Raw genomic sequence first — 15,072 nt, 5'->3', positions numbered from 1 at the left:
GGGGGTCCCGCGCCGGACAGATGGTCCGGTCGGTTACCCGAAAGCGATGGTCAGTCATTGGCCGTGTCAGGGTCCTGCGCACGGTCGGCTTCGGTTTCACCGTCCGTTTCGCCTTGGGCCTCGTCGCGACGGATCGTGACGTTCGCCTCGCCATCCTGTTGCCCACCCGAAACGCGGATTTCGGGTTCGCCGACCACCTCGACCGTGACCTCGGGGTCTCCGCCCTCATAGGTTACCCTGGGTTCGCCACGGTTGAACACGATTTCGGGCTGCTCGGCCTCTTGGCCGGGACTGATCATCGCGTCGCGATTTTGAATGGAAATCCGTGGTTCAAGGTCTGCCTCGGAGGCTCCCTGCGGCGCGAACCTGCCATCTTCGAGTTCCACCAGATCGGTCGGTCCCTCGCCGCCGATCGTCAGTTCGATGATCGGGTCGGGCATGTTTACGGTCACCGTCGGCTCGGGAATACGCACCTCGATCCGTGGTTCGAGCTGCGACATGTCGAGTGTCGACTCGGGCCAGGTGATGATGATTTCAGGTTCGGGGATCATGACTGTCACCCGGGGTTGCGGAAGCTGGACATTGATCGAGGGCCGGCCCTGACGGATCAGGATCTGCGGTGCCTGCTCTTCCACGGTGACGCTCTGGCGCGGCAGGGTCCACATGACCTCGGGCGTGCCGGTGTCTACGCCGACCTCGGCTGGTGGCTGATAGACCGCGACGTCGGCATCCACCTCGATCTCCTGCTGAACGATCATGCGCTCGGTGACCGTATCCGTGCCGACAAGTTCAAGGGTTTCGCGGTTGATCGTGCCCTCTTCCTCCCAGGCGGTGAAAACGACCTCGCATTGCGTGACATCGCCCGTGGCAATGACATCTTCGACCTCGGTGCGGACTTCTGCATCGACGTCGGTGTCGTCCGCCAGGCGCTCGGCAAGGGAGACGCAGGCCTGGGCATCGGTTTCGGCCTGTGCTTGCTCGTTGGTCTGGGCCTGAGCTGTCGTGAAGGCAAGTGCTGCGACTGAACTCAGAAGCGCGACCCGCGTGGTGTTTCGAAGCATGGTTGTTCTCCTACTGGATGGTTGCGACTACCCTTGACAACAGGACCCGCCTGCGTCCGTTCCGGTTTTTCGGCACGGCCTGGTGGCTGGGCGCTGTTTCTGAGCGGAAGAAAGTTCCGTTGACCAATCCCTTGCGCGCAGACCCAGGCCACCGGATGCGCCTCAGAAAATCACGGCCCGGCGGTGTCTGGGGCGTCAGGTCGGAACGAAACTCAGGATCGAGGGTTATTTCAGGAATACGCCTCGTGGCATGCCGCGACGCGACCCGTGAACCGGTCAAAAGGCGGCCAATGCTGCTGCGACCAAAGTCGAAAGTAGGTCAGCCCATGCGCCCAGGAATCATCATCGCAATCGTCGTTGCCGTCATTGTTGTCATTGGGGGAGTCCTCTGGATGAACAATCAGTCCGAGCAGGTCCGATTGCAAGAGGAACGCACGGAACAGGCCGCTCAGGAAGCGAGGGACGAAGAAAACCGCATCCGCGAGGAAGAAGCGGCGCTTGAGGCCGCGCGCGCAAGCGAAGAAGCAGAGGCCGCGACAGCCGGACAAACCGACCAGCCAGCCCAGGAAGGCGAAGCAGAGCCTGCCGGTGATGACGCCGCCACCCAGGACGGCGAAGCCGAAGCGGTTGGAGACGACCGGACGGTGATCGGCGATGAAATCACCGAAGACACGACCGTCGTGGACTCCGAGACGTCCGAGCCGGTCATCATGGATACCGATGAGACAACGTCCACAGCCCGAATCGTCGAGGATGGCGAGTCTGCTGGTTCGGCAGACACGCCCGATACGGCGACGGACCCGGCAGTTGAGAGTGCAGATACCACGGGCGCGACCGACCCCGAGGAGCTGCTGACGCCCGAAGGATTTGATCGCGACGAGACGCTGGCATTGATCGAAGACAGCGACCAGATCAGCGAAGAACAGCGCTCGACTTTGCGCGCACTTGTCGAGGGTGCCAGCGCCAACCCCGAGATGGTCGGGGCGGCAATCGACGCCATCCGAGCCGCGCTGGACCTGCCGCCGTTGAACTGATCGGCGCTTCGGATCAAGAAAATTGCGCGCCTGCGGGAACGAACTGCGGCGGTCGTGCGTTCATGAACGTGTAACGACCGTCGTCCAGACCGCGCCGGTCACAGCTGATAGGGGATGAACGATGGCTGAGAAGCAAACCGCGTCTGGCGGCACGAGCAGACTGACCATTATCGCGATTGCCGTCGCGGTTGTGGGTCTGATGGCTGCTGTCTTTTTCTACACAGAGCAAAATCGTCTGGACGGTGAACTGAACCGCACCTTGGCAGAACGCAACGAGGTGCAACAGGAATTCGATGAGCAGCGCGAAGCATCGGGCACCCTGGCAGACCTGAATGCCCAGATCGAGGCGCTGACGCCCGAACTGCAGGAGCTGACCGAGCAGCGCGATGGTGCCCAGGGCGACGCCGAGACGCTGCTTGAACGCGTCGAAGAGCTGCGCGCGCAGGAATCCGAGTTGCAATCGCAGATCGAGACCGCCGAGCAGAACAAGGCAACGCTGGAAGAAGAGCTGGCGCCGCTGCGCGAAGAGCTCTCGACGTTCGAGCAGCGTCGCGACGAGCTGGAGCAGGCCACCGCCGATCAGGAAGCTGAGCTGTCACAGGTCGGCGAACGGGTCGAGCAGGCGCGTAACCAGGAAGCCGAGCTTCAGGAAACCCTGTCACAACTGACCGAAGAAACCGCGCGCCTGACGGAAGAGGCCTCCAGCAGCAAGGCAGAGGTTGAAGAAGCCCGCGCGGAACTGGCCGAAGTTACCGAGGCGCTTGAACAATCGCGCAGCGAAAGCGAGACGCTGGAGCAGAACATCGCCCAGATGGAAGAGGACGCGGCACAAGCCGAGACCCGTCTGGCGGGACTGAAAGAGGACATCGCCGCGACCGAGACGCAGCGCACGGAAGTGCAGGGCGCGCTTGTCACCTTGACCGATTCCATCGCCCGCCGGGCCGAGGAGTTGTCGGATCTGGAAAACCGTATCGCCGGCACGATGGCATCGGACACGCCCGAGCAGCCCGATGCGGAGTCGGCGCAGGAAGGTGAAGCCGGGGCCGATACGTCTGATGCCTCGTCGACATCGCAATCCGATCAGGCTGCGGCAGAAGGTGACAGCGAAGGCTCGGGCGAAGGGCGCGAGGATACCGACGGCGCGTCTTCCGATGCGACAGAAGGCGAAAGCACGGAAGGCGAAGAGGAAAACGCCCAAGGCACCGCAGACGACGGGACGCGATCTGAGGGCGCGGACTCGGAAGGCTCCGACGCCGAAGGGTCAGGCAATGATGGTGCCGACTCGGAAAGCACTGAAACCGACGGCTCTGACGCCGAGGGCGCGCAATCTTCGGGTGACAACGGTGATGGCACTGAATCCCAAGGGTCGGAAACCGAAGGGACAGACACTGACGGCACCGAATCCGAAGGTGTGGAGACCGAAGAGGCAACGACCGAAGGCACGGACTCCGAAGGTGCAACCAGCGAAGGCACCCAGGACGAAGGCACGCAAGCCGAGACGACCGAGTCGGATACAGGCAGTGAGGCCGATGAAGAGTCCAGCGACGAAGCCGAATCCTCGGACGATGAAGCGGAAAACAACCGGGATGCAAACTAAGATACTTTGAATCGGCTGAAGAAATTCCCGCCACAAGACCATTTAGCGCGCCGCCTTTTCGGGCGGCGCGCTTTTTTCTGCGAATAGTGATCACTTAACCCATATCGAGCCTGATGATTGATCTATAGAGCCCCTGCCAGCGCGTGGCACCAAAGCGGATGCGCAGCAAAGGGCGCGCGCAGCGCCAGAAGCGCGGCGCTGGCGCTTATCCCTCCATCGCTTCCAGCTCGTCGATCATGCTTTCGATCATGCCAAGCCCCTTGTCCCAGAACGCCGGATCGGACGCATCCAGTCCGAAGGGGGCCAGCAGTTCCTTGTGGTGCTTGGACCCGCCAGCCTTGAGCATGTCGAAGTATTTCTCCTGAAATCCCTCGGGTTGTTCCTCGTAGACGGCATAGAGGGCGTTCACCAGCCCGTCGCCAAAGGCATAGGCATAGACGTAAAAGGGCGAGTGGACGAAATGCGGGATATAGGCCCAGAAAGTTTCATACCCGTCCATGAAATCGAACACCGGACCAAGGCTCTCGCCCTGCACGCTCATCCAGATGTCATTGATGTCGTCGGGGGTCAGTTCACCCAGCCTGCGAGCGGCGTGCAGCTTGCATTCAAAGTCATAGAATGCGATCTGGCGCACGACCGTGATTATCATATCCTCAACTTTTCCGGCCAAAAGAACCTTGCGTTCCTGTTGAGTTTTGGCTTTTTCCAACATCTTGCGGAATGTCAGCATCTCGCCGAACACGCTGGCGGTTTCGGCCAGGGTCAGCGGCGTTGACGACAGCATTTCCCCCTGACCCGCAGCAAGCCGTTGATGCACGCCATGCCCCAGCTCATGCGCCAGTGTCATCACATCGCGCGGTTTGCCCAGGTAGTTGAGCATCACATACGGGTGCACGTCGGTCACGGTCGGGTGGGCAAAGGCACCGGGTGCCTTGCCCGGTTTCACGCCCGCGTCGATCCAGCCCTTTGTAAAGAACGGCTCGGCCAAGTCCGCCATGCGCGGATCGAACCCCTCGTAGGCTTCGGTAACAATGGCGCGGGCCTCGTCCCAGCCGACGGTCTTGGGCGCGTCCATCGGCAGGGGCGCGTTGCGGTCCCAGACCTGCATGCGGTTCAGCCCCAGCCATTTTGCCTTGAGCGCGTAGTAACGATGCGAAAGGCGCGGATAGGCCTCGACCACCGCGTTGCGCAGTGCCTCGACCACCTCGGGTTCGACATCGTTGGACAGATGCCGCCCGGTCTGTGCCGTGGGCATTCCGCGCCAGCGGTCCATCACCTCTTTTTCCTTGGTCTGCGTGTTGTGCACACGGGCGAAGGTCTTGATATTTGTCTGGAAAACGCGCCCCAGTTCGCGCGCGGCGGATTCGCGTTTGGCGCGGTCATGGTCGGTCAGCAGGTTCAGCGTGCCCTCGATCCCCAGCGGTTCGCCATCCACCTCGAACCCCATGCCTGCGATGGTTTCGTCGAACAGCTTTTCCCAAGCGTCGCCCACGACACCCAGATCGTGCAGGAATTTCTCCATCTCGTCGGACAACTGAAACGGTTTCATCGCGCGAATACGGTCGAACACGGCCCGATAGCGGCCCAGATCGGCGTTGGCGTCCAGCATCGCATCCAGATGCGCGTCGTCGATGCGGTTCAGTTCCAGCGTGAAGAACACCAGCGGCGTGGTGAAGTTGGTGATCTTTTCCTGCGCGTCCGACAGGAATTTCGCGCGACCCGCATCGATGGTCATCTGGTAATAGCGCAGGCCCGCAAAGGACATGATGCGCCCGGCAATGGCGCTGATCGCCTCGTTGCGGTGCACGCAGGTCAGCAGCCCCTCGGCGTCCAGATCGGCCAGCTTGCTCTCGTAATCAGCAGCAAAGGCGGCGCATTCCTGCTCCAGCCATTCCAGGTCGCGGGCCAGTTTCGGGTCATCCTCGGACTGGTAGAGATCGGTCAGATCCCATTCGGGCAGATCGCCCAGGCCGCCGGGGCCGGAATTGGTGTTGGCGTCAAAGACGGGCAGGGGCAGGTGGAACATGGGGCAATCCTTTTGTTTGTTGCTCCACACATATGGCTGGCGGGGCCGACCCTCAACCCTAGCCGTAGGTATCCAGCAGTTCGTGCAGGTGGTCCAGCGTGTCGGCGTCGTCAATCGCCATGTCCTGCCGCCAGCGCGCCATGCGCGGAAACCGCAGCGCCACACCCGATTTGTGGCGCGGACTGCGCTGGATGCCCTCGAAGGCGATTTCGAACACGTGATGCGGCGTCACCTGCCGCACCGGGCCAAAGCGTTGCAGCGTGTTCTTGCGCACCCATGCGGTGATCTGGCGAAACTCGGCGTCGGTCAGGCCGGAATAGGCCTTGGTGAAGGGCACCAGCGCGTCGCCATCGCGCACGGCAAAGGTGAAATCGGTAAACAGGTTGGCGCGCCGCCCGTGGCCTGACTGGGCATAGATCATCACCGCGTCGATGGTCAGCGGGTCCAGTTTCCATTTCCACCAGTCGCCGCGTCTGCGGCCCACGAAATAGGGGCTGGCAAGGCGTTTCAGCATCAGCCCCTCGGCCCGGTTTTCGCGGGCGCTGGCGCGGACCTGCGCCAGGTCACCCCATGTGGCGGCGTCGATCAGGGGCGAGGGGCGGATCGGCGCATCATCGGGCAGGTTGGCCAGCAACGCGTCCAGCGCCGCACGGCGGGTGACAAGCGGTTGGTTGCGGATGTCGTCCCCGCCGTGTTCCAGCAGATCATAGGCCAGCAGTATCACCGGCGCCTCGGCCAGTAGCTTCTTCGGCACTGTCTTGCGCCCGATGCGTTTTTGCAGCGCGTTGAAGGGCAGGGGCGCGGTGCCGTCCCATGCGACAATCTCGCCATCCAGCACGGTGCCCGGGGGCAGGTAGTCGGTGGCGCGCGCCAGTTCGGGAAAGCGGTCGGTCATCAGCTCCTCGCCACGCGACCAGGTGAAATGCTGGCCCTCACGCAGGATCAACTGGCCGCGGATGCCGTCCCATTTCCATTCCGCCTGCCAGTCTGTGATCGGGCCCAGAGTGTCGGGCGTGTCATCCACCTGATGCGCCAGCGCAAAGGGATAGGGCCGGGACAGATCGGCGCTGGCGTCGCGCGCGATGATCAGGCTGTGCCAGGTGGTGCTGTCAGGGGTCCAGTCGCCCATCAGGCGGTGGGCAATCTCGGCCTCGTCTTTGTCCACCGCCTGCGCCAGCGCACGGGTCATCAGCTTCTGGCTGACACCGATGCGGAAACCGCCGGTCAGCAGCTTGTTGAACACCAGTCGCTGCGACGGGTCCAGCCCGTCCCACAGGTCCAGAATGACCGGCTTGCGCGCGGGTTCCTCCAGATGCGTCAGCGCGCGCAGACGGGTGATGGTGTCGGTCAGGCTGGGGTCGTCAGCACGGGCGGGCGGGGGCAGGACTAGTGCGATGGTTTCGGCCAGATCACCGACGATGGCATAGGTGTCCTCGAACAGCCACAGGGGGATCCCGGCACGCTCGGCCGCCCATTCGCGCAGGCGTGTGGTGGTGACGGCGCGTTTTGGACGACGGCCTGACAGCAGCGCCACAGTCCACAGCTTGTCGTTTTCCGGGGCCGTCTCAAAATAGGTGCGCAACACATTGGTTTTGAGTGATGTTTTCGTGGTCTGGTCGATCTGGGTGAACAGCGCGGCAAAGCGTTTCATGCCGCATCCTCGCTCGCATCTTCGTCAGTGCCGAATTCCGTTGGCACGACCAGCGCGCTGTAGCCCTGCTCATTCAAGTGACGCGCGAAGATGTCGGTGTAACCATGTGTTACATATATGCTTTCCGCACCGGTATCAGTGATGGCCCGGTGCAGTTCAGGCCAGTCCGCATGATCCGACACGACAAAGCCGCGATCCATCGCGCGCCGCCGCCGCACCCCGCGCAACTGCATCCAGCCGCTGGCAAAGCCGGTGCTGGCCGGGCCGAACCGCCGCGCCCAGGTGCTGCCAAAGGCCGACGGCGGCGCGACCACCAACGCGCCGGGATATGCCTTGGCGTCCAGATCGGGTGTGACGCGGACAGTATCAGGCAGCGGCAGGCCTTGGGCACGCAGCACCTCGTTCACGTTCTCGACCGCTGCGTGGGTGAGGATCGGGCCGGGCCGGTCGCGCAGCATGTGCAGCAGACGCTGCGCCTTGCCCAGCGAATAGGCCCCCAGGAGGCTGGCGCGTCCCTCGGCGGCGTTGCTCTGCCACCAGTGCAGGATGTCCTGCGCCACCTCGGCCTGCGGGCGCCAGCGGAACACCGGCAGACCAAAGGTGCATTCGGTGATGAAGGCGTGGCAGCGCACCGGCTCGAACGGGTCGCACAGCCCGTCATCGCCCAGCTTGTAATCGCCTGAAACGACCCAGACCTGGCCGTCCACCTCAACCCGGATCTGCGCCGATCCGGGCACATGGCCTGCGGGATGAAAGCTGACCGATGCATCACCGATCCTGCGCACCTCGCCATACCCCACACCCTCGGCCGTGATGCCGCCCAACCGGTGGCGCATCACCGGCAGGCTGCCATGGGTCGCCAGATAGGCGCCATGCCCGGGGCGTGAATGATCGGCATGGGCGTGGGTGATCAGCGCGCGCGCCACCGGGCGCCACGGGTCGATGTAAAAATCGCCCGCCGGGCAATAGACGCCCCTGTCCGTAAATTCCAGAACCTGCTTTTCGGCCATACCCACCATCATAGGGCAAGGCAAGCGCCGCGCCAGTGCTTGCCCTTTCCGGCGGTGTGGCTAGGGTGGCGCGGAAACTTGCAGGAGAAATGACATGAAATTCGTGCGCTATGGGGCTGACGGGGCAGAGAAACCGGGGATTCTGGATGCGCAGGGGGGCTTGCGCGACCTGTCGGGCGTGGTGGGTGATCTGGCGGGCGATGTGCTGGCCGATCTGCCCCGCGTCGATCCCGAGACCCTGCCGCTGGTCGAGGGCAACCCGCGTCTTGGCGTGCCCGTGGGCGGCATCGGCAAGCTGGTGGCGATCGGCCTGAACTTCAGCGATCACGCCGCCGAGCTGAACGCCGAACCACCTGAAATGCCCATCGTGTTCCTGAAGGCCAACAGCGCGATCAACGGCCCCTTCGATCCGGTGATCCTGCCGCGCAGTTCGAAAAAGGCGGATTGGGAGGTCGAACTGGGCATCGTCATCGGCAAGCGTACCAAGTACGTGACCGAAGCAGAGGCGATGGATCATGTCGCGGGCTTTACCATCGTCAACGACGTGTCCGAGCGGGAATTCCAGCTGGAAATGGGCGGGCAGTGGACCAAGGGCAAAAGTTGCGACACCTTTGCGCCGATCGGCCCCTGGCTGGTGACGCCGGACGAAGTGGGCGATGTGCACAACCTTGCCATGTCGCTTGAGGTGAACGGCACGGCCATGCAGACCGGCAACACGTCCTACATGATCTTCAACGTGCCGCAGATCATTTCGCATCTGAGCCAGATCATGACCCTGCATCCCGGGGATGTGATCGCCACCGGAACGCCGCCCGGCGTCGGCATGGGCCACAAGCCGCAGAAATTCCTGAAGGAAGGCGATATCATGGAGGCCAGGATCGAACGTCTTGGCGCGCAGCGCCAAGAAATACAGCGCGACGCCTGAGAGCGCCTAGCCGATCCGCGCGCGGTTCACCGGGCCATCGGCGCTGGCATCGAACAGCGCGGTGGCCTGGTCAAAGGCAAGGGCGCGGATTGCGGGGGTCTCCATCAGAACCTCGTGCTCGGCGCCTGCGACCATCTGCAGGCTGCCGCCGGGCCACGCGGCCATGCGGGCATCGATGCGACCGGGATCGACGATCTTTTCCGCCGTGCCAAGGAAAGTCAGGCAGGGCAGGGATGGCGATGGCAGTCGCGCCAGCGCGCGCATTTCCACCAGCGCCTTGTGCACCCAATGGATGGACGGGCCGCCAAGGCTCAGGTCCGGCTGCATCACCAGATGACTGCGCATATAGTCGAACATGTCACGATCCGTGGTCAGGGGATTGCCCTCGAACGGTTCGCCCAGAACAAGGTGCACGGGGCTGGTGCCGGGGGCCATGCTGCGCCCCAGTTTCAGGCGCGCGGCGCTCCACCCCAGCGCCCAGGCTGCGGGCCGCGTGGCGGGGGCAAGGGTGATGCCCCACATCGGGGCGGAAAAGACGCATGATTGCACCGGCAGGCCCGACATCACCGCGCGCAAACCGATGCAACCGCCCAGCGAATGCGCGATCAAGTGCCAGGGGCGGGGCAGGTCCAGCGCATGGGCCGCCGCGATCACCGCTGCCACATCGCGTTGGTAGTCGGCAAAATCCTCGACATGACCGATGGCACGATCCGGCAACAATCGGTCGGCCAGACCCTGCCCGCGCCAGTCGATCGCCAGCGTGGCATAGCCGCGCGCTGCCAGATCGGCGGCGGCGCGGCCATATTTCTCGGCATATTCGGTGCGTCCGGGAAAGATGATGGCCGTGCCCCGCGCATCCGCCTGCGGCCAGACACCGATGCGCAGCCGCACGCCATCATCGGCCCGCAGCCAGTAGGCGGCACCGTTGTCCGGCCCTTCGGCCAGATCGTCGAAAAACGGTGCGCGCTCCATCGCCTCAGCTCAGGACCGAGCCGAGTTTCATCGCCATGCCCATGTCGCCGTCGACAGCCAGCTTGCCCGACATGAAGGCCCCGGTCGGGTTCATCTCGCCCGACAGGATCGACTGGAAGGTGTCGACGTCTGCGGTCAGGGTCACATCGGCCTCGTCATCGCCGGCGCGCGCGCCTGCCGAATCCATCATCACCGCGCCTTCGCCCTCGATCACGAACTTCGCTTTGCCGTCAAATTCGGCACCTGACAGTTTTTCGTTCAGCGCCGCAACGGCTGCATCGATCACATCGCTCATGGTCATCATCCCTTTTTGATCGACCGGGGCTGGTTTTGGGCCCGCGGTGCGTTAAACTTGTATGTGTTATGAGCATGCACCGTATCAACCTCAAACATATCGTCGCGGCAGGTTTGCTGACAGTCACGTTTTCCCTACCGGGGTTGGCGCAGCAGGCCGATCTGCGCCCGCTGTACGAGCGGCTGCAACAGTCCGAGGCGACCGATTCGAAATCCATCACCCGCGAGATCAGGATGAAATGGTCGCAAAGCGGGTCCGATTCGATGGATCTGCTGCTGCAACGGGGCAAGGACGCGCTGGAACGTGGCGAAGCGGAAGCCGCGATCGAACATTTCAGCGCGGTCATCGACCATGCGCCGGATTTCGCCGAGGCCTATCACGGTCGCGCTCAGGCCTATTTCGGCGAAGGCATGGCAGGCCCGGCGCTGGCCGATCTGGAACAGGCGTTGACGCTCAACCCGCATCATTTCGATGCACTTTACGGGTTGGGCACCGTGTTCGAGCAGTTGGACAATCCCGCACTGGCCTACGAGACCTATGCGCTTGTCCTGACGATGCACCCGCATTACGACGAGGCCAAGGTGGCACGCGAACGGCTGAAAGACCGGGTCGAGGGCCGCGAACTCTGACAGGCGGGGGGCAGCATGGCCCAGAACGCGCGCATCACGGCGGTCCTCGGGCCGACGAATACGGGCAAGACCCATTATGCGATCGACCGCATGCTGGGGTATCGCACAGGCATCATCGGTCTGCCCCTTCGGCTGCTGGCGCGCGAGGTCTACGACAAGATCGTGGCGGCGCGCGGCCCGTCGGTGGTCGCGCTGGTCACCGGAGAAGAGAGGATCGTGCCCGACCGCACCCAATATTGGGTCTGCACGGTCGAGGCGATGCCCGAGGGCATGGGCTGCGATTTTCTGGCCATCGACGAGATCCAGCTTTGCGCCGATCCCGAGCGCGGGCACGTGTTCACCGACCGTCTGCTGCGGTCGCGCGGCCTGCTGGAAACCGTGTTTCTGGGGTCTGATACCATGCGCCAGACCATCGCGGCGCTGGTCCCCGAGACGCAGTTCATGCGCCGCGAGCGGATGTCGCAGCTTTCCTACACAGGTTCGAAAAAGATAAGCCGGATGCAGGCACGCAGCGCGATCGTGGGGTTTTCGGTTGAGAATGTATATGCCATCGCCGAGCTGTTGCGCCGTCAGAAGGGCGGTGCGGCGGTGGTCATGGGCGCGCTGAGCCCGCGCACACGCAACGCGCAGGTGGAGTTGTACCAGAATGGCGAGGTCGATTACCTGGTGGCGACCGACGCCATCGGCATGGGCCTGAATCTGGATATCAACCATGTCGCCTTTTCCGCGTTGTCCAAGTTTGACGGCCGGCGTATGCGACCCCTTGCCCCCAACGAACTGGCGCAGATCGCGGGCCGTGCGGGCCGGGGCATGTCCGATGGCACCTTCGGCGTGACCGGCGAGGCCTCGCCGCTGGACGATGGCGTGGCGCAGGCGATCTGCGACCACCGCTTTACCCCGATCCGCAAGCTGCAATGGCGCAACGCTGCGCTGAACTATGCCTCGCCTGACAGCCTCATCGCCTCGCTGGAGCAGAACCCGCAGGACGAATTGCTGCTGCGCACCCGCGACAGCGACGACCTGCTGGCGCTCAAGACGTTGTCGGATCAGGCCGAGGTGGCGGCGCGGGCGTCGGATGTCGCCTCGGTCCGGTTGCTGTGGGATGTGTGCCGGATTCCCGACTTTCGCGGCATCAGCCATGCGGAACATGCGGGGCTTCTGGAACGGATCTTTGGTTTCCTGCATGAAAGCGGACGGGTGCCGGATGACTGGCTGGGGCGACAGATTCAGCGGATCGACCGGCCGGATGGTGATATAGATGCGTTGTCCAAACGATTGGCATATATCCGCACATGGACGTATGTGGCGCAGCGCAGGGGCTGGGTAAGTGACGAAAGCCATTGGCGTGACGAGACGCGCGCGGTAGAAGATCGCCTGTCGGATGCGCTCCATGCGCGTCTGACGCAAAGATTTGTGGATCGGCGCACCAGCGTGCTGTTGCGGCGGCTCAAGCAAAAGGAGGCCCTTTTGGCCGAGGTGAACGACAAGGGTGAAGTGACCGTCGAAGGCGAATTCGTCGGTCGGCTGGAGGGGTTCCGGTTCCGTCAGGACAAGGACGCCACGGGACAAGAGGCCAAGACGCTGCGCAGCGCGTCGGTGCAGGCACTGGTGCCGCATTTCCATCTGCGCGCCGACCGGTTCTACAACGCGCCCGATACCGAAATTGATTACACCGAGCAGGGCGGCCTGATGTGGGGCGAGCAGGCGGTGGGCAAGCTGGTGGCCGGAGCCGATCCGCTGAAACCGCAGGTCAGCGCCTTTGTCGATGACGAGGCCGGGCCGGATGTGAAGCAGAAGGTCGAGCGCCGGTTGCAGCACTTTGTGGACCGCAAGATCGCCAACCTGTTCGAGCCGCTGCTGGCGCTGTCACGCGACGAGACGCTGAACGGTCTGGCGCGTGGATTTGCCTTTCGCATGGTCGAGAATCTGGGCGTGCTGCCGCGCGCGCAGGTGGCCGACGAGGTCAAGGCGCTGGATCAGGAGGCGCGCGGCGCGCTGCGCAAGCATGGTCTGCGGTTCGGGCAGTTCACGATCTTTCTGCCGCTGCTGCTGAAACCCGCGCCGACGCGGCTGCGGCTGGTGCTGTGGTCGCTGGCCAAGGGGCTGGATACCTTCCCCGAGGCGCCGCCGCCCGGTCTGGTCACCGTGCCCACCGATGCCCACGCCCCCGATGGCTATGCCCCGATGGCAGGCTACCGCGCGGCGGGCGAACGCTCGATCCGTATCGACATGCTGGAACGTCTGGCCGACATGCTGCGCGCACAGGACAGCCGCGCCGGATTCGAGGCGACGCCTGACATGCTGTCGATCACAGGCATGACGCTGGAACAGTTCGCCGATCTGATGCAGGGGCTCGGCTACAAGGCCGAGCGCGGCGAGCGTGAAAAGGTCAAGCCGGTGGATGTGGCCATGGCCGACGCGCCCGATCTGGCAGCCGATGCCGCCGAGGCACCCGTGGCCGAGACGCCTGCGGATGCGGTTGCCGCGATCCCGGATGACGGCATCGCCCCCGTGGCCGAAGACCTGCCCGCCGAGACCGAAGTGCCCGCCGACATTCCCGAGGTGTCCGAGGGCGAGGTGCCAGTGGGCACTGCGCCCGACATGGCCGCCGAGGCCCCCGAGATCGAGGTGTTCTATACCTTCGCCTGGGCGCCGCGCCCGCGCGGTGGCAAACGCCCCGACAGCCCGCGTCAGGGGCAGGGTGATCGGCAGGCCAAGGGCGACCGCCCCGGCAAGGACGGCGGCAAACCGGGCCAGAAAGGCCGTGGCAAGCCGCCAAAGGGCAAGGGGCCGCGCCGCGAAGAGGGGCCAAAGACGTTCAGCTCGGCGCCGCGCAAATCCGACCGGATCGACCCCGACAACCCCTTTGCCGCCGCGCTCATGGGCCTCAAGGACAAGGGCTGATCCGCCTTGTCGGACGATGCGGCCCGCATCCGTCTGGACAAATGGCTGTACCACGCGCGGTTTGCCAAATCGCGCGGGGTCGCCGCTGACATGGTGGGCGCGGGTCATGTGCGGGTGAATGCCGACAAGGCGTCGAAACCCGCGCAAAAGGTGGGGCCGGGCGACGTGCTGACCCTGGCCAAGGCCGAGCGCGTGTTCGTCGTGCGCATCCTGGCCCCCGGGGTGCGCCGTGGCCCCGCGACCGAGGCGCAGACGCTGTATGACGACCTGACAGAGCCCGAGCCCGAGGCCCCGGCAAAAGCCCCCAGCTATGATAACGCGCACCGCGATGGCGGCCGCCCGACCAAGCGTGACCGCAGAAAGATCGACGAAGCCCGGCGCAGGGTGCTTGAATGATAGGGGCGGCTGGTCTAGGTCACCTTGCAACCCTATGGATGAGATCTGCCCATGACTTACGTCGTCATCGATAACTGCATCGCCTGCAAGTACACCGACTGTGTCGAGGTGTGCCCCGTGGATTGTTTCTACGAGGGCGAGAACATGCTGGTGATCCATCCTGACGAATGTATCGATTGCGGCGTGTGTGAACCCGAATGCCCCGCAGATGCGATCCGCCCGGATACCGAGCCGGACATGGAAAAATGGGTCGAGTTCAACCGAAAATACTCGGAGATGTGGCCGGTCATCATCACCAAGAAAGACCCGCTTCCCGAATCGGAAGAGCGTGATGGCGAAGCCGGCAAGCTTGAGAAATATTTCTCGGAGGCACCGGGCGAAGGCGGCTGAGCGTCATGCGCGATCAGAAGCCGGCGCAGCAAAAAGTCTTGGCGGCAATGCATGTTTAGCCTGACCTGCGCCGGCAGGGGCAGGATATTGCGCGACCGAACGTAGCTTTTGCCATGGCCCTGTTTTTGTGGTAAAGTCACAACAATATGACACCACGCACATGACATCACGCCGGATGCTGC

13 protein-coding genes are annotated in these 15,072 nt (G+C 63.7%); 7 read left to right on the top strand and 6 right to left on the bottom strand.

Translation table 11 applies throughout. The features are described from left to right. Positions 1–50: 50 nt before the first annotated feature. Positions 51–1,061: a hypothetical protein gene (locus tag ACFTOW_RS02670; protein ID WP_379912794.1), complete on the bottom strand. Its 1,011-nt coding sequence runs from the start codon at positions 1,059–1,061 to the stop codon at positions 51–53. A gap of 392 nt (positions 1,062–1,453) precedes the next feature. On the opposite strand from ACFTOW_RS02670, the gene ACFTOW_RS02665 reads away from it, so the two are divergent. Both ACFTOW_RS02665 and ACFTOW_RS02660 read left to right on the top strand, forming a co-directional pair. Further along, a complete protein-coding gene (locus ACFTOW_RS02665; protein ID WP_379912792.1) occupies positions 1,454–2,095 on the top strand; it encodes a hypothetical protein in 642 nt (213 codons plus the stop codon). Between the two features lie 121 nt (positions 2,096–2,216). Continuing rightward, positions 2,217–3,692: a coiled-coil domain-containing protein gene (locus ACFTOW_RS02660; RefSeq protein WP_379912791.1), complete on the top strand. Its 1,476-nt coding sequence runs from the start codon at positions 2,217–2,219 to the stop codon at positions 3,690–3,692. A 205-nt stretch (positions 3,693–3,897) separates the two neighbouring features. Here ACFTOW_RS02660 and ACFTOW_RS02655 read toward each other — a convergent pair whose 3' ends face one another. Genes ACFTOW_RS02655 through ACFTOW_RS02645 form a run of 3 tightly spaced genes read right to left on the bottom strand, consistent with a single transcriptional unit; the run spans position 3,898 to position 8,379 of the window. Next, the gene (locus ACFTOW_RS02655; protein WP_379912789.1) at positions 3,898–5,718 is read right to left on the bottom strand and encodes a M3 family oligoendopeptidase; all 1,821 of its coding nucleotides are present in this window, start codon (positions 5,716–5,718) and stop codon (positions 3,898–3,900) included. A gap of 58 nt (positions 5,719–5,776) precedes the next feature. Then, the gene (locus ACFTOW_RS02650) at positions 5,777–7,369 is read right to left on the bottom strand and encodes an ATP-dependent DNA ligase (protein ID WP_379912787.1); all 1,593 of its coding nucleotides are present in this window, start codon (positions 7,367–7,369) and stop codon (positions 5,777–5,779) included. Beyond that, positions 7,366–8,379 carry a ligase-associated DNA damage response exonuclease gene (locus tag ACFTOW_RS02645; protein ID WP_379912785.1) on the bottom strand — a complete coding sequence of 338 codons (1,014 nt, stop codon included), beginning with the start codon at positions 8,377–8,379 and terminating at the stop codon, positions 7,366–7,368. The genes ACFTOW_RS02650 and ACFTOW_RS02645 overlap by 4 nt, the downstream gene beginning before the upstream one ends. A gap of 94 nt (positions 8,380–8,473) precedes the next feature. Between ACFTOW_RS02645 and ACFTOW_RS02640 the strand changes: the two genes are divergently transcribed. Beyond that, entirely contained in the window at positions 8,474–9,304 is an 831-nt protein-coding gene (locus ACFTOW_RS02640) for a fumarylacetoacetate hydrolase family protein (protein WP_379912783.1), read from the top strand. Between the two features lie 6 nt (positions 9,305–9,310). Here the strand turns inward: ACFTOW_RS02640 and ACFTOW_RS02635 are convergent, their stop codons facing one another. Then, on the bottom strand, positions 9,311–10,276 hold the full coding sequence (locus tag ACFTOW_RS02635; protein ID WP_379912781.1) for an alpha/beta fold hydrolase: 966 nt from the start codon (positions 10,274–10,276) through the stop codon (positions 9,311–9,313). Positions 10,277–10,280: 4 nt separating this feature from the next. Beyond that, entirely contained in the window at positions 10,281–10,571 is a 291-nt protein-coding gene (locus tag ACFTOW_RS02630; RefSeq protein WP_379912779.1) for an SCP2 sterol-binding domain-containing protein, read from the bottom strand. 68 nt (positions 10,572–10,639) lie between these two features. Between ACFTOW_RS02630 and ACFTOW_RS02625 the strand changes: the two genes are divergently transcribed. From ACFTOW_RS02625 to fdxA, 4 genes are read left to right on the top strand one after another with little or no spacing between them, the layout of a single operon-like run. Continuing rightward, complete coding sequence (locus ACFTOW_RS02625) at positions 10,640–11,200, top strand: tetratricopeptide repeat protein (protein ID WP_379912777.1); 561 nt, start codon at positions 10,640–10,642, stop codon at positions 11,198–11,200. 15 nt (positions 11,201–11,215) lie between these two features. Next, the gene (locus ACFTOW_RS02620) at positions 11,216–14,104 is read left to right on the top strand and encodes a helicase-related protein (RefSeq protein ID WP_379912775.1); all 2,889 of its coding nucleotides are present in this window, start codon (positions 11,216–11,218) and stop codon (positions 14,102–14,104) included. Positions 14,105–14,110: 6 nt separating this feature from the next. Beyond that, a complete protein-coding gene (locus tag ACFTOW_RS02615) occupies positions 14,111–14,500 on the top strand; it encodes an RNA-binding S4 domain-containing protein (RefSeq protein ID WP_379912773.1) in 390 nt (129 codons plus the stop codon). A gap of 51 nt (positions 14,501–14,551) precedes the next feature. Continuing rightward, positions 14,552–14,890, top strand: coding sequence for a ferredoxin FdxA (gene fdxA, locus ACFTOW_RS02610; protein WP_379912771.1), 339 nt, complete (start codon positions 14,552–14,554; stop codon positions 14,888–14,890). The last annotated feature ends 182 nt before the right edge of the window (positions 14,891–15,072 follow it).

The sequence above is a fragment of the Lacimonas salitolerans genome, from assembly GCF_042677865.1.
In the GTDB taxonomy this organism is placed as follows: domain Bacteria; phylum Pseudomonadota; class Alphaproteobacteria; order Rhodobacterales; family Rhodobacteraceae; genus Lutimaribacter; species Lutimaribacter salitolerans.
The sequence above is the reverse complement of the archived record's forward strand: the minus strand, read 5'-3'. Positions and strand labels throughout refer to the sequence as shown.